Source organism: Mycobacterium interjectum, from assembly GCF_900078675.2.
Lineage (GTDB): Bacteria > Actinomycetota > Actinomycetes > Mycobacteriales > Mycobacteriaceae > Mycobacterium > Mycobacterium interjectum.
Map to the genome: position 1 here is coordinate 79,876 of NZ_LT546236.1, position 17,862 is coordinate 97,737.

Consider the following 17,862-nt stretch of genomic DNA (forward strand, 5'->3'; position numbering starts at 1 on the left):
CCGGTGGCCGCATTGGCCGGTGTGGGATCGGCGTTGCGCACTCACGTTGCGGCCGCTGCGGACTGCAACCGCTGCCGCAGCCCGCTCGCCCGCACCGCCCGCCGCTCGATCGCGGCGCGCACCGACGCCTCCGCGCCGACCACCCGCACCTTCACCTTGGCCCGGGTCACCGCGGTGTAGAACAGCTCGCGGGTCAGCAACCGCGAATCCTCCGGCGGCATAAGGACCGTCACCTCGGCCGCCTGGCTGCCCTGGCTCTTGTGGATCGTCATCGCGTGCATCGTCTCGATATCGCTGAGGCGGCTCGTCGCGAAATCCAGGGTTTCCGTGGCGCCGGCGATCACCGCCCGCAAGGCGTCTTGTGATCCGTCCAGGCCGGCGACGACGACCCCGGTGTCACCGTTGTAGACCTTGAGCCCGTAGTCGTTGGCCGTCACCAGCAGCGGCCGACCGACATACCAATCCGAGAACACCGGCTGACCCGTCTCCTCGGAGAGCCAGCGCTCCACCTGCCGGTTCCACTGCGACACCCCGTACGGCCCCCGCCGGTGCGCGCACAGCAGGCGGTGCTCGTCGAGCGTCGCCAAGGCCACCTCGGCGGCGCCGAGCACCGCGGCCTCCCGCACCCGCAACGCGTGCCCGGTCAACACCCCACGCAGCCGGTCGGTGGGTCCGTCGGAGTCCACCCACTCGATATGCTCACCGCCGGCGCCCAGCAGGGCCAGCACGCGGTCCGCGTCGCCGATGCGGATCGCTTCGGCCAGTGCGCCAATCGATTCGCCGAACCGGTGCGGCGTGCGCAGGGCGGCGACCCGCACGTCGTGACGAGCGGTCAACNCCCTCGGGTCATCGAGCAGGTCCGACAACGCGGCAACCAGCGACGCGGGCGGCCGCCAGCTGAACACCCCCGACGGGTGCCCGTCGATCACCGGTGTACCGGCGCCGCACATCCCGCGCACGAACAGGTAGAGGACACCGCCGAGATGCCGGGCGGGGTCGTAGCCGGGGACCCGCCACCGCAAAAACCGATGCAGCACAACGCTGTACAGCAGCGCCTGCAGCGGATAATCCGAATGCAGCATCGCCTCGGCCAGCCGCGCCCGGTCGTAGTCGGCGGACGTCAGGGGCCGCTCGGGGTCGCCGAGCCAGTTGGTCTTGTAGTCCACCACCAGATAGCGGTGCCCCGCACCGTCGGGGACGCGCAGGACGGCATCGACCGAGCCGGTCAGGTATCCGCGCAACGGCTGCCCCCCGAGCGCGCGGCCCGCCAGCCGATCGGCATACGACGCCAGCGCGTCATCGGCCGGCAGGTGCCGGCGCACCAGCGCNGGCGCCCAGCAGGGCCAGCACGCGGTCCGCGTCGCCGATGCGGATCGCTTCGGCCAGTGCGCCAATCGATTCGCCGAACCGGTGCGGCGTGCGCAGGGCGGCGACCCGCACGTCGTGACGAGCGGTCAACCCTTCCACCAAATCCGCCAGCACGGCGCCGGCTTCCACCGAGGCCAGCTGGTCCGGGTCGCCCACCAGGATCAGCCGGGTGTCCGGCCGCACCGCCTCCAGCAGCCGCGCCATCATCGTCAGCGACACCATCGACGTCTCGTCGACGACGATGACGTCGTGCGGCAGCCGATTGCCGCGATTGTGTCTGAACCGCACGGAGGTATCCGGCCTGGAGCCCAGCAGCCGGTGCAGCGTCGTCGCGTGCAGGCCGGCCAGCCGCTCCCGGTCCACCGCGTCCAGGTTCCCGACCTCGGCGGCGACGGCCTCGGCCAGCCGCGCCGCGGCCTTGCCGGTCGGTGCGGCCAGGGCGATCCGNATCACCGGTGTACCGGCGCCGCACATCCCGCGCACGAACAGGTAGAGGACACCGCCGAGATGCCGGGCGGGGTCGTAGCCGGGGACCCGCCACCGCAAAAACCGATGCAGCACAACGCTGTACAGCAGCGCCTGCAGCGGATAATCCGAATGCAGCATCGCCTCGGCCAGCCGCGCCCGGTCGTAGTCGGCGGACGTCAGGGGCCGCTCGGGGTCGCCGAGCCAGTTGGTCTTGTAGTCCACCACCAGATAGCGGTGCCCCGCACCGTCGGGGACGCGCAGGACGGCATCGACCGAGCCGGTCAGGTATCCGCGCAACGGCTGCCCCCCGAGCGCGCGGCCCGCCAGCCGATCGGCATACGACGCCAGCGCGTCATCGGCCGGCAGGTGCCGGCGCACCAGCGCCCCCACGTCCGCCAGGCCCAGCTCGCGCGCGGCTGAGCGAAGATCGCCGCCGGCCAGGGGGAACTCAAAGTCGAGCTCCCGCAACCGATCCGGCAGCCCGATCCGTCGCAGCGTCAAACCGCCGGCCAGCGGGCCCAGCGGGGTGTCGTGCATCGGCACCATCGCCTCCGCCAGCACCTCCGGCGCCACGGCGACCGGCCACCACGCCGAGTGCTTCCGGATCTGCGCCGCGAGCTCGGCGGCCAGGTCGGACGCCAACGGGTCGGCGGTCTCCAGCACGGCGTGCACCAGCGTGCCGAATTTCGCGCCCATGGGCAGGTCCGCCATCGGTGATGGTAGGTCCGGCCCGGATGGGGCGTGGCTCAACGCGATATCGGCGGCCTCGTCGTCCAGCTCGGTGACCTCGGGCTCGCTGCTCACCCCGGCGGCCGCAGAGGTCTGCGCCGCCCTGATGAGACCGGAATAGGAGGTGCGCCGCCACCCGGTGTCGATGCCGCGGTGAAAATGGCGGCTGTCGATGTCCGTCGGCGCCGGCGCCGGCCTCAGCGGCGGGGCCGCGACCACCACCGACTCCTCGATCACCGGGCCGCCCAAGGCCTCCCACTCGCGGAACCGGTCCATCGCGTCCTCGTCGGAGATCCTGGCGGGTTCACATTCGTCGGGCACCAGGGACTCGCCGGGCCGGCGGCCGCGCAGCAGCCGGGACAGGCCGCCATTGGGTTCGTAGTACGCCGGCGACCACCACGCCACCACCTGCGTCTGCGCCCTCGTCAGCGCGACATACGTCAACCGGCTGGCGTCGCCCGCATCCTCCTTGCGGCCGAGCGCTTCAACACCGGCGAAGTCGGGGCTGTCCTTGCCGCCGACATGCAGGCAGCGCGCCTGGCCGTCATGGAACAGCACGATGTCGCGTTTCTGGACGCTGCGGTTGAATGCGAACGGCAGGTACACGATCGGGTACTGCAGGCCCTTGCTCACATAGACCGTCATGATCTGCACGGCGGCCGCGTCGCTGTCCAGCCGCCGGTTGCGTTCGGGCGCGCCGCCGCGCTCGTCGCGCTGCCTGCGCAGCCAGTCGCGAAGTGCCGGCAGACCGTAGCGGTCGCGGTGCGCGACGTCCTGCAGCAACTGTGTGACGTGCGCCAGGTCGGTCATGTGCCGCTCGCCGCCCTGGGTGGAGAGCAGGCGGTCACCCATGCCCCGCAATTGCGCGGCCTCGAAGATGGCGGCGACGCCCCGTTCCCGCGCGTGGCCCGCCCACTCCCGCAACGTTTCCGCCACCCGATCGGTCAGCGCATCGCCGCCGGCGGCCAGCGATGCCGCGGTCTCACCGAAGAACATGGTCGCCGCCGCTGCGCGCACCATGCCCGGACGGTGCGGTTGGTCGAACGCCTCCAGCAGGCAAAGCCAATCCGCGGCGGCGTCCGAGGCGAACACGTCGGTGTTGCCGGTGTAGACCGCCGGAACGCCGGCGTCGCAGAGCGCCCTGAAGCAGGCGGCGGCGTCCTCGTGCCTTTCCACGATGACGGCGATGTCGCGGGCCCGCAGCGGCTCGCCGCCGAACGTCGCGTCGCTCGCCAGCAGTGCGCGGATGTCGGCAGCGAGGTCGGCGCCGATGTGCTCGCGCAACTCGTCGATCGGCATGTTCGCCAGACCCCTGCGGCCCAAGGCCTTTCGCGGCACCACACGCAACCGGAAGGGGTCGTTTCGCGGCGCCCCGGCCAGCCGATGACCCCGGTGGTAGGCGTCGACGTCGTTGACCACGATGGTGGGGTCGCCGAGTTGGGCGCCGCGCAAAACCACCTGCAGCCGCTGCACGAGCGCGGAATCGCTGCGCCAGTTGATGCCCAGCGTCTTCTTTTCGCCCGCGGTCTGCGCCGCTTGCAGGTAGGTGACGATGTCGCCGCCGCGGAATGCGTAGATCGCCTGCTTCGGATCGCCGATCAGGACGACGGTGGAGCGCCCGCTGAAGGCCCGGTCGATGACCTTCCATTGCACCGGGTCGGTGTCCTGGAACTCGTCGACCAGCACGATGGGCCAGCGCCGGTGCATGCGGACCCGGGCGGGGGATGCGTCGGCGACCAGCGCGTCGGCGAGTCGGATCAGCAGGTCGTCGTAGCCCAGGACGCCCAGCCGGCGCTTGCGCGTATTCAGCTCGGCCAGAACCTCTTCCGCGAAGCCGACGCAGACGGCGGCCCGCGAGCCGGGTTCGGGATCGCGGGGGCGCAGCTGCGTAGACGGGTTGTTGGCCACCTCGCGCGCCAGCCGCAGCGCATCGCGGTACTGCAACACAGGGTCGTCGCGCTCCTGCCCGAAGTGGGCGAGGTACAGATCATCGACGATCTCGACGACCAGCTCATCGAGGCTCTCCAGCAGCGTGACACCGCCCGCCGTGTCGCCGGCCACCCCAAGCGAGCGCAACACCAGTTGACAGAACTGGTGGGTGGTGGCGATCGTCGCCGCGTCGAAGCCGGCCAGCGCATCGCGGAGTCGCTGCCTGCGCAGGGCGCGCTCCTGCGCGCCGGCGTCCAGCAGGTAGGCCACCAGCTCGTTGTCGCCGACCGTCGAGGGGTCCGAGGAATCCGAGAAACCATCGAAAGCGGCTACCGCCTCGACGATTTGGCAGCGGACACGCTCCCGAAGCTCCTGGCTGGCGGCCCGGCCGAAGGTGATGAGCAGCATCTGGTTCAGCGTCCCCGCGCCCTCGGCCAGGTAGCGGGTCACCAGGCCCGCCAGCGCGAACGTCTTGCCGGTGCCGGCGCTGGCCTCCAGCACGGTGGTGGAACCCCGGGCGGGCAGCGCGCCCAGCAGGTCGAAGCGCTCCGTCAGCTGGCTCATCTAAGGCTTCCGCTCCGCGCGCAGCATCGGCAGCCACAGCCGGGCGGCGTAGGCGCCGAGCCGGTTGTCCTCGCCGTCGCATTCCTCGCCCGGGCGCAGCGGCCGCATGAGGTCGGCCAGTCGCGCCTTCTTGCCCCAGGCCCGCACGTGCGCCGGCTCTTCGTCCTCCCACTTCCACCGGTATTCGGCCTCGCGCTCCGGGTCGTCGCCGCAGTGGCGTGCGGCCGCCCAGGCGTAGGACGTCTTGATGGGCAACGGGATCGGCTCCCGGCGCCCCGCGTCGTAGATCGCCACCAGATCGCGAAGTATCGCGGCGGCGTCATCGTGTGGGCGCCCCAGCCCCTCCACCCGCGGGCCGGTGCCCTTCTTGCGGCGGCCGATGCACACCGCCGACCAGTCGCGGGCCGGGTCATGAGCGATCAACGCCAGCAACGGAATCCACGACTCGAGCAGGTGCTTGCCGTCAAGCTTGGAATAAGTCACCGACACCAGCCGCTCCCCGTACACCGGCGACACCGTACCCGTGAGCCGTCGCCCCGAGCCGAGATCGATGTCGACGTCATACGCCCGGGCGTCCGCCCGCCGGTGCTGCCGGGCCGCGGCCGCCAGCNCAGGACGGCCGACACCACGACGTAGGTCAGCGGCGCCGCCGGCCCGGTCGCTGCGACCGCGCGCCGCACAACGTCGATGTCGATGACCCGTGCGACGGCCACCAGGTAGAACATCGCGGCCAGGAAGGCGGCGAACACCGCGAGCCGCGCGATGTGGCGCCGCCGGGAGGTCGGTGCAGAGCCGTCGCCGTCGGTCATGGTGACCGCGATTCTTCCGTACCCGTCGTGGCCGCCACCGGCGCATCAACGCATCATGATGCACCGATGATAGGATGGGGTGTGCGCACCACCATCGATCTCCCCGACGACCTGCATAAACAGGCGTCCGCGATCGCACGGGACACCCACCGGACGCTGAGCGAGACGGTAGCCGACCTCATGCGACGCGGTCTTGGCGCGGGTAGCACCGCCCCGGTCTCCCGAGACCGCAGGACCGGGTTGCCGCTGGTGCGTGTCGGGACGGTCGTCACATCGGAGGACGTCCGATCGTTGGAGGATGAGGAGTGACGGCGCTGCTCGACGCGAACATGCTCATCGCACTGGTCGTCGCCGAGCATGTGCACCATGACTCCGCGGTGGGGTGGCTGTCGACATCGGAGGCCAAATTTGCGACGTGCCCGATCACCCAGGGAAGCCTTGTCCGATTTCTGGTGCGGATGGGGCAATCCGCGGCCTTGGCCCGGGCGGTGGTCAGCGCCGTCGCGGAGGCCGATCGCCACGAGTTTTGGCCCGATAGTGTCTCTTTCGCCGGTGTGGACCTTAATGGCGTGGTCGGTCACCGACAGGTGACGGATGCCTACCTTGCCCAGCTCGCGCGAGGCCACAACGGGCAGTTGGCCACGTTCGACGGCGGCTTGGCGCACCTACACCGCGATGTCGCCATCCTCGTTCCCACGAGAACCTGACGTCCGGTGGCCGCATTGGCCGGTGTGGGATCGGCGTTGCGCACTCACGTTGCGGCCGCTGCGGACTGCAACCGCTGCCGCAGCCCGCTCGCCCGCACCGCCCGCCGCTCGATCGCGGCGCGCACCGACGCCTCCGCGCCGACCACCCGCACCTTCACCTTGGCCCGGGTCACCGCGGTGTAGAACAGCTCGCGGGTCAGCAACCGCGAATCCTCCGGCGGCATAAGGACCGTCACCTCGGCCGCCTGGCTGCCCTGGCTCTTGTGGATCGTCATCGCGTGCATCGTCTCGATATCGCTGAGGCGGCTCGTCGCGAAATCCAGGGTTTCCGTGGCGCCGGCGATCACCGCCCGCAAGGCGTCTTGTGATCCGTCCAGGCCGGCGACGACGACCCCGGTGTCACCGTTGTAGACCTTGAGCCCGTANTGGAGATGGAGGGCCATTGCGCTGCCACCATAGAACGCCGCGCCGACGGGCGGGATGATTCCGCGCCGACGGGCCGTTCGTCGGTGGTGGCAGCATGGGGCAGAAATGGGAGGTAACGAGATGGAAGCGTGGGACGCGATCTGTGCGCGGCGCAATGTGCGGCAATACAGGCCGGAGCCGGTGCCGGAGGCCGACCTGGACCGCATCGCCGAGGCCGGCTGGCGGGCGCCGTCGGCGAAAAACCGGCAGCCGTGGGACTTCGTGATCGTCACCGATCCGGCCCAGCTGCAGGAGTTGTCCACGGTCTGGCGGGGCGCCGGCCACATCGCCGCCGCCGCGGCCGCGATCGCGATCGTCGTGCCGGTGCCACCGGACGAGCGCAGGCTGGTCACCGACAACTACGACGTCGGGCAGGCCACGATGGCGATGATGATCGCGGCCACCGACCTGGGCATCGGCACGGGCCACTCGTCGGTGGGGGACCAGGACAAGGCGCGCGCCATCCTCGGGGTGCCCGAGGATCATCAGGTGGCGTTCCTGCTGGGCATCGGCTATCCCGCCGACCGTCCGCTCGCCCCGATCCGCAAGCCCGATCGCCGGCCGCTTTCCGAGGTCGTGCATCACGGGCGGTGGTGAGCGGCGTGCATGACCACCGCGGCGACTACGGCATCGACGGCTCCTTCAAGACCATCTCGGCGCGCGGGCAGGCGATCGGCGTCGCCGCCCAGTCCGCCGGCCTGGCGGTGTGGGCGGGGATCGGCTGGGCGCGCGGCCGCCNCGGCCCGGCTTTTCGCCCGGCACGGTCATGTCAAGGGTGTCCAGCAGTTCGGCCAGCGGCACCGCGGGCGGGCGCGGCTGGCCGGAATACTCGTTGGCGCCGGTGTAGGTGATCACCAGGTGTTCGGTGGCCGCGCCGATGGCGTCCAGCAGCAATTGCCGGTCCTCGGAACGGATATCGCGTTCCCCGGTCATCGGGTCGCGGGCCAGCACGTCGTCACCGTCGACGACGCCTTGGCGCGGAAACACGCCGTCGTCGAGCCCGACGAGGCACACCACCCGGTGCGGCACCGAGCGCATCGGCACCATGGTGCACACGGTCAGGGTGCCGGTGCGGAAGTTGGCCCGCGTCGGGCGCCCGGCGAGGTGGCGGTCGAGCAGCGCCCGGATGTCGGGCAGCTGCAGCGTGGTGTCGGCCCGCGGGCCGGCGTCGGTCAATACCCGCGCGAATTCACGGTGCAACTGGCCCGTTTGCCACAGGTCCGAATCCTCGACGTGCGCCAGCAGGGCGATGCCGTCGGTCAGGGCCGCCAGCCACTGCCGCAGCGGCCGGGCCCCGCTGAGCGAGTCGACCGCGCGCTGCAGCCGGTCGACGAATTCGGCGAACTGGCCCGCCAATTGGGCGCGGTTGCTGCTGACGTCGTCGAGGGGCAGGGTGGAATCGATCCAGGCGTGTGAATCGTCGGACATCGCGACGCCGGCCAGCACGCGGTCGATGCCGAAACGCCAAGTGTTGTGCACGAAGTCGACGTGGTAGGGCCGCCGATGCTCCCGGTCGAAACCCCACCGGATGTTCGCCTGCCGGACCCAGCGGGTGATGGCCTCCAGGTCGTCATCGGTGAAGCCGAAGCGGGCGCGCACCGGCGCGGCCTGCGCGAGGTTGAGCACCTCGCTGGCCCTCACCCTGCCGCCGGCCAGCGCCAGCAACTGCGCGGCGAGGCCGAGCAGGGGATTGGTCTGGATCGGCGATCGGTCGGCGAGCCGCACCCTCAAGCGGTGAGCGGGATGCGCGCCGTGCACCACGTCGCCGAGCCCGAAGTCCGCGACGATCAGCGGCGCGTAGGTCTCGATGTCCGGACACATCACCAGGATGTCGCGCGGCTCCAGGGTCCGGTCGTCCTGCAGGAGCCCGAGCAGCACCTCGCGCAGCACATCGACCTGCCGGGCCGGGCCGTGGCAGCTGTGAATCTGGACGGAGCGGTCGTCCACGGCGAGCTTGCGCCCTTGTGGCCGAACGGCATTGGCGGCGATGTCGGACTGCAGCCAACCGAGCAGCGTGTCGGGGCGGGTCGGGCCGGGAAGATGCTCGTCGGTTCGCGGGGCCGTGGGGAGGCCGCGCTGGAGCTCGCGAAGGTCCCGCCCGAGCGTCGCCAGCAACGGGTGGAAGACGTCCCGGTGGCTGACGTCGTCGCGGCGGGGGATGGCGCCGTGGGCGCCGGCCAGCGCTCGCCAGAGCTCGTCACTGGGGTGCGGCAGCCACAGGTGCAGATCGTGGTGGGCCGCCAGCGCGTCGAGCAGCTGCACGTCGGAACAGGCCAGCCGGGTGTGTCCGAATAGCGACAGCCGCGCCGGCAGGTCGGCGGGCCCCTCCCGCAACCGCGCGAGCGTCTTGTGGTGGCGGACCTGCGGGGGATCGGCGTCGACGCGCTCGACCAGCGCCCGCCACAGCTCCGGNACGGGCGTCGACCTGTGGCACCCGGACCAGACCGACAATTCGCGGGACGCCACGTTGGCCAATGCGGCCCTGGAGGGCGTCGCCGAGCGCGTCGAGGTGCGCACCGCCGACATGACGGCCCTGCCGCTGCCCGACGAAAGCGTGGACGTCATCGTCAGTAACCTGGCGATCCACAACATCCCGAACCGCGCGGGCCGGCGCCAGGCGCTGGACGAAGCGGTTCGCGTGTTGCGCCCGGGCGGTCGGCTCGCCATCGCCGATCTCTGGGAGACCCGCCAGCATGCCGCCCGTCTGCGCGAGTTGGGATGGCGAAACGTGAAGCGCCGCAACCTCGGATGGCGCATGTGGTACGGCGGTCCGTGGATTTCGACGCGCTTGGTCACCGCGACGAAACCGGGGTGACGCCCACGCCCGGCGGCCACGGTTCGGCGGTGCGATGCTGAGTCGCATGACGAGAAACGAACTCACCGAACAGATCGTCGTCGCGCGGCTGGCGAAGGGGCTGACCTGGCAGGAGCTGGCCGACGCGATCGGCAGGCCGGTGCTGTGGACCACGTCGGCCCTGCTCGGCCAGCACCCGATACCCGCCGAGCTCGGCAAGGTCCTCGCGGCGATGCTCGGCCTCGACGAGTCGGCGGCTGTCTCTTATCCACCTCTTNACTTCAGCGTCGGCCTGCAGAAGAAGCCGCACCCGTCGGGGGACCGGGTCGTGGTGACGTTCGACGGGAAGTTCCTGCCCTACCAGTGGGTCTCGGCGGACGGGTGAAGTGACGGCGCACCGCCTACGTGTCACACTTGCCGCGAGGAGGCGAGCAACGCGGTGGCCAGGTGTTTCCCGGTCACCGCGTTCGCGCTTTCAGAGCCCGAGCTCGGCCTCCAGCCCGTCGATTCCGGCGCGGATGGCCTTCAGGGCGTCGGCCCGGGCGCGCAACTTGGTTGCGGCGTGGGCGTGCTGGTGCAGGCCGGCGAATTCAAGCGCTGCCTCTTCGGCGCGGGTGACCACCATCTCGGGCAGCACGATCTCGTCGACAAAGCCGGCGGCCAGCGCGGTTTCACCGAAGAACGTCTTGGCCAGCCCGACGGCCTGCTGGTAGGCCGACTGCGTCAGGCGCAGCTTCATGATCTCCAGGGCCGCGTGGGGAATGACCATGCCGATCGCCACCTCGTTGGCCTGAACGTTGTAGGCGTGGGCGGCCACCCGGTGGTCGCCTGACGACAACAGGAACGCGCCCATCGCGATGGCGTGGCCGGTGCAGGCCATCACCACCGGCTTGGGATAGGACAACAGCCGATACGCCAGCTCGAAGCCGCCCCTGAGCATGTCGATGGCCGGCTGTGTCTCGCCGGAGGTCAGGATCTTCAGGTCGAACCCGCCGCTGAACACCCGCTCGTTGCCGGTGATCACCAGCGCCCCGGCGTTGTCGCTGTCGGCCCGGTCGATCGCCTCGCCCAGGGCCTGCTGCATCGCCGGGCCCAACGCGTTGACCTTGCCGTCGTCCATCCTGATGACCGCGATGGAATCCTTCCGGTTGTACTGCACCGGGCCGCTCATGGGTTGCTCCTTGGTCCTGGGTCAGACGTGCTGGCTGCGGTGTTTGGCCAGATCGGCTTCCGCATTGCCCCAGCGCAGGCTGACGTCGGTGGGCTGGTCGAGCAGTCGGGTGCGCCAGCGGTCCTGGGTCTCCTGCACGGCGCCGTTGATGCGTTCGATCTCGCTGCGGAACACGTCGGGACGCGTTTCCTTGCTCGCGTAGTGGAAGTACGTCAGCAGCCCTCGCAGCAGCTCCAGCTTCTGCTTTTCCCGCTTCGCCAGGTCGTGGGTGGTCATCAACTCGATGCGCTGAACCGGCGGCAGCGCGTCCCAGTCCAGCACGACGCTGGTCTGCAGCATGGGCCGCTCGGCTTCCCAGAACCGCCAGCCGCGCGGCTTGTCGGGGCGGTCGTAATAGATCACCGAACCGGCGAAGCGCGACTCGATGCCCATTCCGATCTCGGCGCGGTCGAGCGCCGAATCCCACACCATGCGCCATTCCTGGCCGGGCGCGAGCACCGGCAATTCGCGCGGCAGCTGCAGCTCGACGACGTCGGCGTAGCCGTCGGCGGCGTTTTCGTATTCGGCCACAGTCAGTGGGTTCGGGAAGGCGAACCGGATGTCATACGCGGCGGTCTGGCCGAAATTCCGGACGACGAGTTCGATCACGTGCCAGTCGGCGGGATGGGGTTCCATGAACATCGCGACCTGGGGCCGCGTCCGCTCCGCGGCCAACCGGCGGTTGAGTTTGAGCTGCCGGCTGATCAACACCAGCGCGACGACACCCAGCAAAATCGCCGCCCACGCCGCCCACGCCAACCAGGTGCCGGACCCCACCTGGGTGACCCCCTGCCAGGCTCTCTGGATCCACCCCATTCGCCCCACCCTTTCTTTCGCTGGACCGATAGTAAAGGCGTCCGGCGCGCGCTGCCGATCCGGGAACTATTCGGGGTGCACTCAACCCCGAATGGCTCGCTCAGCCGCCCATCAGCATTCGCCACTGTTCGAGATTGGCCGCGCGGTACACATAGTTCGAGCGCTTGACCTCCGACAAAGACGCGCTGGGCTCGGCCGAATACCAATGCCCGGGAAATACCGTCGGGTCACCCGGCAGGGTGGCGAGCCGCTGCAGGCTGCGATACATCTCGTCGGAGTCGCCACCGGGAAAGTCGGTGCGTCCGCAGCCGTCGAGAAACAGCGTGTCACCGGCGACCAGGCGGTCCCCGAGCAGGAAGCACTGGCTGCCGGGCGTGTGCCCGGGGGTGTGCAGCAGCTCGATCTCGATGTCCCCGACACCGACCTTGTCGTGGCCCTCGTGGGTGGTGAGGTCACCGAGGCCGATCCCGGTGACCCGCGAAACCCAAAGGGCCTCATGTGTGTTCACATGCACGGGAACGGGCGCCCGCTCCAGCAGCTCGGCCAGGCCCTTCAGCTGAAAGCCCATCATCGAGCCCCCCACGTGGTCGGGGTGGTGATGGGTCACCAGCACCCCGGACAGGTGCATGCCGTCGGTCTCGAGCGCGTCGAGCAGATCGCCGGCGGCGTAGGCGGGGTCGACCACCAGGCAGTCCCCGGTCTGCCGGTCCCCGATCAGGTAGGCGAAGTTGCGCATTTGCGTCGCGAACATGTCGCCCGCGGCGAAATCGCGACCCGATAGGAGTTGACGGAAGTAGAGCCGGTCCTCTGACACCCGACCAGACTAGGGCTTGCCGGAGGCTCGCCGCTCGGGGCTGCCGATCGAGGACACTTTGCCGGCACACCCTCGTCGGCCAGCGATTAGGCCCCTGCGTAATGGGTATTGTTGGCGCATGAAGAAGAGGGTCGAGATCGAAATCGACGACGATCTGGTCCAAGAGGCGATTCGTCGGTTCCATCTGGCTGACACGCGCGAGGCGGTCCATCTCGCGTTGCGGACGTTGCTCGGTGAGTCGGACCCGGGTAGTGAGCAAGACGACGAGTACGACCAGTTCAGCGATCTGGCCGCGTGGCAACTGCGCCGCGACGGAAGCTAGTCGAGGAGCTACCCCGCGCCGGTCCGTGGTTTGGTGACGTTGCGCGCCAGGCTGTAACCTCTTTTAGGCCCGCGGCACGACCGCCGCTTGGGTGAAAGGCCCCCTTAGCTCAGTCGGTAGAGCGTTTCCATGGTAAGGAAAAGGTCAACGGTTCGATTCCGTTAGGGGGCTCGGCGGACGCCGAGCTGGCAGCGGCGCAATACCCTAAACGGGGTGGCCCAGAGGCGATGTAGCTCAGTCGGTTAGAGCGAACGACTCATAATCGTTAGGTCGCCGGTTCGAGTCCGGCCATCGCTACAACAGAACAATGTGACTTTTCTAGAGAGCAGAGAGAACGGACATGGCTTCCAGTACCGACGTGCGGCCGAAGATCACCTTGGCATGTGAGGTGTGCAAGCACCGCAACTACATCACCAAGAAGAACCGCCGCAACGACCCCGACCGGATGGAGCTGAAGAAGTTCTGCCCCAACTGCGGCAAGCACCAGCCTCACCGCGAGACACGGTAGGCGCGATCCGCCAGCGTTTATTGAGAGTGACTAGGTAGGTTCTACAGCCGTGTCGTTGAGCGCGAATATCGTCGGGATGCACTACCGATATCCCGATCATTACGAGGTGGAGCGGGAGAAGATCCGCGAATACGCGGTCGCCGTGCAAAACGACGACACCTGGTTTTTCGCGGAGGACGCCGCGGCCGAGCTGGGCTACAAGGGCTTGCCGGCCCCGCTGACGTTCATCTGCGTGTTCGGCTACCAGGCCCAGTCGGCGTTCTTCAAACACGCCAACATCGCCGTGGAGGACGCGAAGATCGTCCAGGTCGACCAGGTGCTGAAGTTTGCGAAGCCGATCGTCGCGGGCGACAAGCTGTACTGCGACGTGTGGGTGGACTCCGTGCGCGAGTCGCATGCCACCCAGATCATCGTGACCAAGAACATCATCACCGACGAATCCGGTGACGTTGTGCAGGAGACCTACACGACCCTGGCGGGCCGTGCCGGTGAGGATGGAGAAAAGGGATTTTCTGATGCCACTGCGTGAGTTCAGTTCGGTCAAGGTGGGCGACAAGCTGCCAGAGAAGGTCTACCCGCTGACCCGCCAGGATCTGGTGAACTACGCGGGGGTGTCCGGGGACCTGAACCCGATCCACTGGGACGACGAGATCGCCAAGATCGTCGGGCTGGACACCGCGATCGCCCACGGCATGCTGACGATGGGGCTGGGCGGCGGCTACGTCACCTCGTGGGTCGGCGACCCGGGCGCTGTGACCGAGTACAACGTGCGTTTCACCGCAGTGGTGCCGGTGCCCAATGACGGCAAGGGCGCCGAGCTGGTGTTCAGCGGCCGGGTGAAGTCGGTCGACCCGGAGAGCAAGTCGGTGACGATCGCCCTCACGGCGACGACCGGCGGCAAGAAGATCTTCGGGCGCGCCGTCGCCTCGGCCAAGCTGGCGTAGCTTATGGCGCTAAAAACCGACGTCCGCGGTATGAGCTGGAAGTATCCGGACTACTTCGAGGTTGGCCGCGAGCAAGTTCGCGCATTCGCGCGGGCGGTCAAGTGCGACGATCCGGCCTGCTTCGACGAGGTGGCCGCCGCCGAATTGGGCTACGACACCCTCGTTGCGCCGCTGACTTTCGTGTCGATCTTCGCGAAGATCATCCAGGACGATTTCTTCCGAAATGTCGACGTGGGCATGGAAACCATGCAGATCGTCCAGGTCGACCAGCAGTTTAACTACATCAAACCGGTGCTGGTCGGCGACAAGCTCTTTGGCCGTATGGACATCGAATCCGTGAACGAGCGTTTTGGCGCCGACATCGTCGTCACCAAGAACACCTGCACCAACGAGCGTGGCGAGGTCTTATTGGAGGCCTACACCACCCTGATGGGCCACGAGGGTGACGACTCCATCCAGCTCAGATGGGACAAAGAAACCGGACAGGTCGTCAGAACCGCGTAATTAGTATCTGGCTCCCGCGCCGATGTACACTCGGACCTCGGGGTTTTCCCAGCATCAGCGCGCTTTCCGGGATTCGGGCATTCGGGGAGCGCGCGTGTCATGTAAGCCCCGGCAGGTAAGCGCAGGTTGGCCTGCCAACCGCGAAGGGGCGTAGCTCAACTGGCAGAGCAGCGGTCTCCAAAACCGCAGGTTGCAGGTTCAAGTCCTGTCGCCCCTGCTGACGGACATGACGGCCGTCCGACGGCGAAGCCGTGCGATGGTGGACACTGGAAGAAGGTGCCTCATCACGTGGGACGGCCTGCGGGATATAGCAAACAAAGGAGCATGCGGTGAGCGACGAGGGCGACGCTGCCAACGACGCCGCACGCGACGGCGGCGACACCGAGGACAGCCGCGACAGCGGAGGCCGGACGGCCTTGGTGACCAAGGCTGCGACGCGGCCGCAACGACCGACCGGCAAGCGGTCGCGGCAGCGCGTGGCCGATGCCGACGACGTCGACGTGTCGGCGGACGAGGTGGAGGACTCCCAGGAGGACAAGGCCAAGAAGGGCCGGCCAGCCAAGAAGGCCAAGGCCTCCAAGAAGCCGAAGAAGCCCGGCGACCGTTCGGCCAATCCGTTCGTGTTCGTCTACAACTACCTCAAGCAGGTCGTTGCAGAGATGCGGAAGGTGATCTGGCCGAACCGCAAGCAAATGCTCACCTACACCTCGGTGGTGTTGGCGTTTCTCGCCTTCATGGTGGCGCTGGTCGGCCTGGCCGATTTCGGCCTGGCCAAGCTCGTGCTCCTGGTGTTCGGCTGAGCCGTGAGAAAGACAGAGAGGACACAAAACCGTGACTACCTTCGACGGTGACACGTCTGCGGGTGAAGCGGTCGACGTGCAAGAGGTCACCGAGACCCCAGAAACCACCGAGGCCACTGAAGCGACCGAAGCGACCGAAGCCTCCGCCGCCGAGACCCCCGAGGCCGGCGAGACCACTGAGCAGACAGCCGAGGAGGCCGACCCCGCCGCCGCGCTCAAGGCGGAGCTGCGCAGCAAGCCCGGGGACTGGTACGTCATCCACTCGTACGCGGGATACGAGAACAAGGTGAAAGCCAACCTGGAGACGCGCGTGCAGAACCTGGACGTCGGCGACTACATCTTCCAGGTCGAGGTGCCGACCGAAGAAGTCACCGAGATCAAGAACGGCCAGCGCAAGCAGGTCAACCGCAAGGTGCTGCCCGGCTACATCCTGGTGCGCATGGACCTGACCGACGACTCGTGGGCCGCGGTGCGCAACACCCCGGGGGTTACCGGGTTCGTCGGCGCGACCTCACGCCCGTCGGCCCTGGCGCTCGACGACGTGGTGAAGTTCCTGCTGCCGCGGGGGGCGGCGAAGAAGGCTGCCAAGGGCGCGGCCAGCACCGCCGCCGTCGCCGAGGCGGGCGGCCTGGAACGTCCCGTCGTCGAGGTCGACTACGAGGTCGGCGAATCGGTCACCGTCATGGACGGGCCGTTCGCGACGTTGCCGGCCACGATCAACGAGGTCAACGCCGAACAGCAGAAGCTCAAGGTGCTGGTGTCGATCTTCGGCCGCGAAACGCCCGTCGAACTGACGTTTAGCCAAGTCTCCAAGATTTAGCAAGGAAGGAACGAACAACATCTCATGGCCCCGAAGAAGAAAGTCGTTGGGCTGATCAAGCTCCAGATCCAGGCCGGGCAGGCCAACCCCGCCCCGCCGGTCGGGCCCGCGCTCGGCCAGCACGGCGTCAACATCATGGAGTTCTGCAAGGCGTACAACGCCGCCACGGAGAACCAGCGCGGCAACGTCATCCCGGTGGAGATCACGGTCTACGAGGACCGCAGCTTCACCTTCGCGCTCAAGACGCCCCCCGCCGCCAAGCTGCTGCTCAAGGCGGCCGGCGTCGGCAAGGGCTCCGCGGAGCCGCACAAGACCAAGGTCGCCAAGGTCAGCTGGGATCAGGTCAAGGAGATCGCCGAGACCAAGAAGGCCGATCTCAACGCCAACGACATCGACGCCGCCGCCAAGATCATCGCCGGTACCGCCCGGTCGATGGGCATCACCGTCGAGTAGCAAGTCAAGCCGTGGGAGGGCCAGCTTCGGCCCGCTCGATCACCACGACCCAACATCGGATTGGATGAATCAATGAGCAAGAACAGCAAGGTATACCGCGCCGCCGCCGAGAAGGTGGACCGCAGCAACCTGTACACCCCGCTGCAGGCGGCCAAGCTCGCCAAGGAGACGTCGTCGTCCAAGCAGGACGCGACCGTCGAGGTGGCGATCCGGCTCGGCGTCGACCCGCGCAAGGCCGACCAGATGGTCCGCGGCACCGTCAACCTGCCGCACGGCACCGGCAAGACGGCCCGGGTCGCGGTGTTCGCCGTGGGCGACAAGGCGGAGCAGGCGCAGGCCGCCGGCGCCGACATCGTCGGCAGCGACGACCTGATCGAGAAGATCCAGGGCGGGTTCCTGGACTTCGATGCGGCGATCGCCACCCCCGACCAGATGGCCAAGGTCGGTCGCATCGCCCGCATCCTGGGCCCGCGCGGCCTGATGCCGAACCCGAAGACCGGCACCGTCACCCCCGACGTCGCCAAGGCCGTGTCCGACATCAAGGGCGGCAAGATCAACTTCCGCGTGGACAAGCAGGCCAACCTGCACTTTGTCATCGGCAAGGCGTCGTTCGACGAGAAGAGCCTGGCGGAGAATTACGGCGCCGCGATCGACGAGGTGCTGCGGCTCAAGCCGTCGTCGTCGAAGGGCCGGTACCTGAAGAAGATCACCGTGTCGACGACGACGGGCCCCGGCATTCCGGTGGACCCGGCCGTCACCCGCAACTTCGCCGAGGCCTAGCTTTCCCCCGCGACCAGACGCAGAATCGCACGAATATCGCGTCGGCGATGCGATTCTG

Annotated in this window: 17 protein-coding genes, 3 tRNA genes and 7 pseudogenes; 17 read left to right on the forward strand and 10 right to left on the reverse strand. The window is 68.4% G+C overall.

Annotated elements, in window-relative coordinates:
* Nucleotides 1–41: 41 nt before the first annotated feature.
* From BN4348_RS62610 to BN4348_RS12895, 5 genes and pseudogenes are all read right to left on the reverse strand, one after another.
* Nucleotides 42–872 (reverse strand): annotated as a pseudogene (locus BN4348_RS62610) (ATP-binding domain-containing protein); the annotation flags it as partial.
* Nucleotides 849–1,325: pseudogene (locus BN4348_RS62615) on the reverse strand (exodeoxyribonuclease V subunit beta); the annotation flags it as partial. The pseudogenes BN4348_RS62610 and BN4348_RS62615, both read right to left, overlap by 24 nt.
* Nucleotides 1,297–5,058, reverse strand: a complete 3,762-nt coding sequence (gene recB, locus BN4348_RS12810; protein ID WP_096866039.1) for an exodeoxyribonuclease V subunit beta — start codon at nucleotides 5,056–5,058, stop codon at nucleotides 1,297–1,299. The gene recB and the pseudogene BN4348_RS62615, both read right to left, overlap by 29 nt.
* A pseudogene (locus BN4348_RS12815) lies at nucleotides 5,059–5,667 on the reverse strand (exodeoxyribonuclease V subunit gamma); the annotation flags it as partial.
* A gap of 2 nt (nucleotides 5,668–5,669) precedes the next feature.
* A pseudogene (locus tag BN4348_RS12895) lies at nucleotides 5,670–5,867 on the reverse strand (TVP38/TMEM64 family protein); the annotation flags it as partial.
* Between the two features lie 81 nt (nucleotides 5,868–5,948).
* On the opposite strand from BN4348_RS12895, the gene BN4348_RS12935 reads away from it, so the two are divergent.
* Nucleotides 5,949–6,176, forward strand: a complete 228-nt coding sequence (locus tag BN4348_RS12935) for an antitoxin (protein ID WP_066907137.1) — start codon at nucleotides 5,949–5,951, stop codon at nucleotides 6,174–6,176.
* On the forward strand, nucleotides 6,173–6,574 hold the full coding sequence (locus BN4348_RS13035) for a TA system VapC family ribonuclease toxin (RefSeq protein ID WP_066907140.1): 402 nt from the start codon (nucleotides 6,173–6,175) through the stop codon (nucleotides 6,572–6,574). The genes BN4348_RS12935 and BN4348_RS13035 overlap by 4 nt, the downstream gene beginning before the upstream one ends.
* A 44-nt stretch (nucleotides 6,575–6,618) precedes the next feature.
* Here BN4348_RS13035 and BN4348_RS13160 read toward each other — a convergent pair.
* A pseudogene (locus BN4348_RS13160) lies at nucleotides 6,619–7,002 on the reverse strand (ATP-binding domain-containing protein); the annotation flags it as partial.
* A 118-nt stretch (nucleotides 7,003–7,120) separates the two neighbouring features.
* On the opposite strand from BN4348_RS13160, the gene BN4348_RS13365 reads away from it, so the two are divergent.
* The gene (locus tag BN4348_RS13365; protein ID WP_066907237.1) at nucleotides 7,121–7,636 is read left to right on the forward strand and encodes a nitroreductase family protein; all 516 of its coding nucleotides are present in this window, start codon (nucleotides 7,121–7,123) and stop codon (nucleotides 7,634–7,636) included.
* A 165-nt stretch (nucleotides 7,637–7,801) separates the two neighbouring features.
* Here BN4348_RS13365 and recC read toward each other — a convergent pair.
* Nucleotides 7,802–9,451: pseudogene (gene recC, locus BN4348_RS13885) on the reverse strand (exodeoxyribonuclease V subunit gamma); the annotation flags it as partial.
* Nucleotide 9,452: 1 nt separating this feature from the next.
* Between recC and BN4348_RS13890 the strand changes: the two are divergent.
* Nucleotides 9,453–9,854: pseudogene (locus tag BN4348_RS13890) on the forward strand (class I SAM-dependent methyltransferase); the annotation flags it as partial.
* Between the two features lie 46 nt (nucleotides 9,855–9,900).
* Complete coding sequence (locus BN4348_RS14245; RefSeq protein WP_456238192.1) at nucleotides 9,901–10,218, forward strand: cyanase; 318 nt, start codon at nucleotides 9,901–9,903, stop codon at nucleotides 10,216–10,218.
* Between the two features lie 90 nt (nucleotides 10,219–10,308).
* Here the strand turns inward: BN4348_RS14245 and BN4348_RS14350 are convergent, their stop codons facing one another.
* The 3 genes from BN4348_RS14350 to BN4348_RS14695 form a co-directional block, all read right to left on the reverse strand.
* The gene (locus BN4348_RS14350) at nucleotides 10,309–11,004 is read right to left on the reverse strand and encodes a crotonase/enoyl-CoA hydratase family protein (protein ID WP_066907156.1); all 696 of its coding nucleotides are present in this window, start codon (nucleotides 11,002–11,004) and stop codon (nucleotides 10,309–10,311) included.
* A gap of 21 nt (nucleotides 11,005–11,025) precedes the next feature.
* Complete coding sequence (locus tag BN4348_RS14575; protein WP_066907159.1) at nucleotides 11,026–11,859, reverse strand: hypothetical protein; 834 nt, start codon at nucleotides 11,857–11,859, stop codon at nucleotides 11,026–11,028.
* A 100-nt stretch (nucleotides 11,860–11,959) separates the two neighbouring features.
* The gene (locus tag BN4348_RS14695; protein WP_066907161.1) at nucleotides 11,960–12,673 is read right to left on the reverse strand and encodes an MBL fold metallo-hydrolase; all 714 of its coding nucleotides are present in this window, start codon (nucleotides 12,671–12,673) and stop codon (nucleotides 11,960–11,962) included.
* 118 nt (nucleotides 12,674–12,791) lie between these two features.
* Between BN4348_RS14695 and BN4348_RS14915 the strand changes: the two genes are divergently transcribed.
* From BN4348_RS14915 to rplA, 12 genes are all read left to right on the forward strand, one after another.
* Complete coding sequence (locus BN4348_RS14915) at nucleotides 12,792–12,995, forward strand: type II toxin-antitoxin system VapB family antitoxin (protein WP_066907165.1); 204 nt, start codon at nucleotides 12,792–12,794, stop codon at nucleotides 12,993–12,995.
* 98 nt (nucleotides 12,996–13,093) lie between these two features.
* Nucleotides 13,094–13,166, forward strand: a tRNA-Thr gene (locus tag BN4348_RS15080).
* Nucleotides 13,167–13,218: 52 nt separating this feature from the next.
* Nucleotides 13,219–13,292 (forward strand) — tRNA-Met (locus BN4348_RS15100).
* A gap of 43 nt (nucleotides 13,293–13,335) precedes the next feature.
* The gene (rpmG, locus tag BN4348_RS15230) at nucleotides 13,336–13,503 is read left to right on the forward strand and encodes a 50S ribosomal protein L33 (RefSeq protein WP_066907182.1); all 168 of its coding nucleotides are present in this window, start codon (nucleotides 13,336–13,338) and stop codon (nucleotides 13,501–13,503) included.
* A 49-nt stretch (nucleotides 13,504–13,552) separates the two neighbouring features.
* A complete protein-coding gene (hadA, locus tag BN4348_RS15265) occupies nucleotides 13,553–14,032 on the forward strand; it encodes a (3R)-hydroxyacyl-ACP dehydratase subunit HadA (protein WP_066907185.1) in 480 nt (159 codons plus the stop codon).
* Complete coding sequence (gene hadB, locus BN4348_RS15270; RefSeq protein ID WP_066907188.1) at nucleotides 14,019–14,447, forward strand: (3R)-hydroxyacyl-ACP dehydratase subunit HadB; 429 nt, start codon at nucleotides 14,019–14,021, stop codon at nucleotides 14,445–14,447. The genes hadA and hadB overlap by 14 nt, the downstream gene beginning before the upstream one ends.
* Before the next feature lie 3 nt (nucleotides 14,448–14,450).
* Nucleotides 14,451–14,951 (forward strand): (3R)-hydroxyacyl-ACP dehydratase subunit HadC, encoded by a 501-nt coding sequence (gene hadC / locus BN4348_RS15275; protein WP_066907190.1) that lies wholly within the window; start codon nucleotides 14,451–14,453, stop codon nucleotides 14,949–14,951.
* A 144-nt stretch (nucleotides 14,952–15,095) separates the two neighbouring features.
* Nucleotides 15,096–15,168: transfer RNA gene (locus BN4348_RS15335), tRNA-Trp, on the forward strand.
* A gap of 112 nt (nucleotides 15,169–15,280) precedes the next feature.
* Complete coding sequence (secE, locus tag BN4348_RS15560) at nucleotides 15,281–15,751, forward strand: preprotein translocase subunit SecE (RefSeq protein WP_066907193.1); 471 nt, start codon at nucleotides 15,281–15,283, stop codon at nucleotides 15,749–15,751.
* Nucleotides 15,752–15,782: 31 nt separating this feature from the next.
* Nucleotides 15,783–16,571 (forward strand): transcription termination/antitermination protein NusG, encoded by a 789-nt coding sequence (gene nusG, locus BN4348_RS15930; RefSeq protein ID WP_066907196.1) that lies wholly within the window; start codon nucleotides 15,783–15,785, stop codon nucleotides 16,569–16,571.
* 24 nt (nucleotides 16,572–16,595) lie between these two features.
* Nucleotides 16,596–17,024, forward strand: a complete 429-nt coding sequence (gene rplK / locus BN4348_RS16315; RefSeq protein WP_066907205.1) for a 50S ribosomal protein L11 — start codon at nucleotides 16,596–16,598, stop codon at nucleotides 17,022–17,024.
* A 72-nt stretch (nucleotides 17,025–17,096) separates the two neighbouring features.
* The gene (gene rplA / locus BN4348_RS16390; RefSeq protein WP_066907207.1) at nucleotides 17,097–17,804 is read left to right on the forward strand and encodes a 50S ribosomal protein L1; all 708 of its coding nucleotides are present in this window, start codon (nucleotides 17,097–17,099) and stop codon (nucleotides 17,802–17,804) included.
* Nucleotides 17,805–17,862: the final 58 nt, after the last annotated feature.

Excerpts from the sequence above, each read along its gene's own strand:
- BN4348_RS13365 (WP_066907237.1), top strand. The coding sequence starts at position 7,121 with ATGGAAGCGTGGGACGCGATCTGTGCGCGGCGCAATGTGCGGCAATAC.
- BN4348_RS14350 (WP_066907156.1), bottom strand. The coding sequence starts at position 11,004 with ATGAGCGGCCCGGTGCAGTACAACCGGAAGGATTCCATCGCGGTCATC.
- BN4348_RS14575 (WP_066907159.1), bottom strand. The coding sequence starts at position 11,859 with ATGGGGTGGATCCAGAGAGCCTGGCAGGGGGTCACCCAGGTGGGGTCC.
- BN4348_RS14915 (WP_066907165.1), top strand. The coding sequence starts at position 12,792 with ATGAAGAAGAGGGTCGAGATCGAAATCGACGACGATCTGGTCCAAGAG.
- rpmG (WP_066907182.1), top strand. The coding sequence starts at position 13,336 with ATGGCTTCCAGTACCGACGTGCGGCCGAAGATCACCTTGGCATGTGAG.
- hadB (WP_066907188.1), top strand. The coding sequence starts at position 14,019 with ATGCCACTGCGTGAGTTCAGTTCGGTCAAGGTGGGCGACAAGCTGCCA.
- hadC (WP_066907190.1), top strand. The coding sequence starts at position 14,451 with ATGGCGCTAAAAACCGACGTCCGCGGTATGAGCTGGAAGTATCCGGAC.
- rplK (WP_066907205.1), top strand. The coding sequence starts at position 16,596 with ATGGCCCCGAAGAAGAAAGTCGTTGGGCTGATCAAGCTCCAGATCCAG.
- rplA (WP_066907207.1), top strand. The coding sequence starts at position 17,097 with ATGAGCAAGAACAGCAAGGTATACCGCGCCGCCGCCGAGAAGGTGGAC.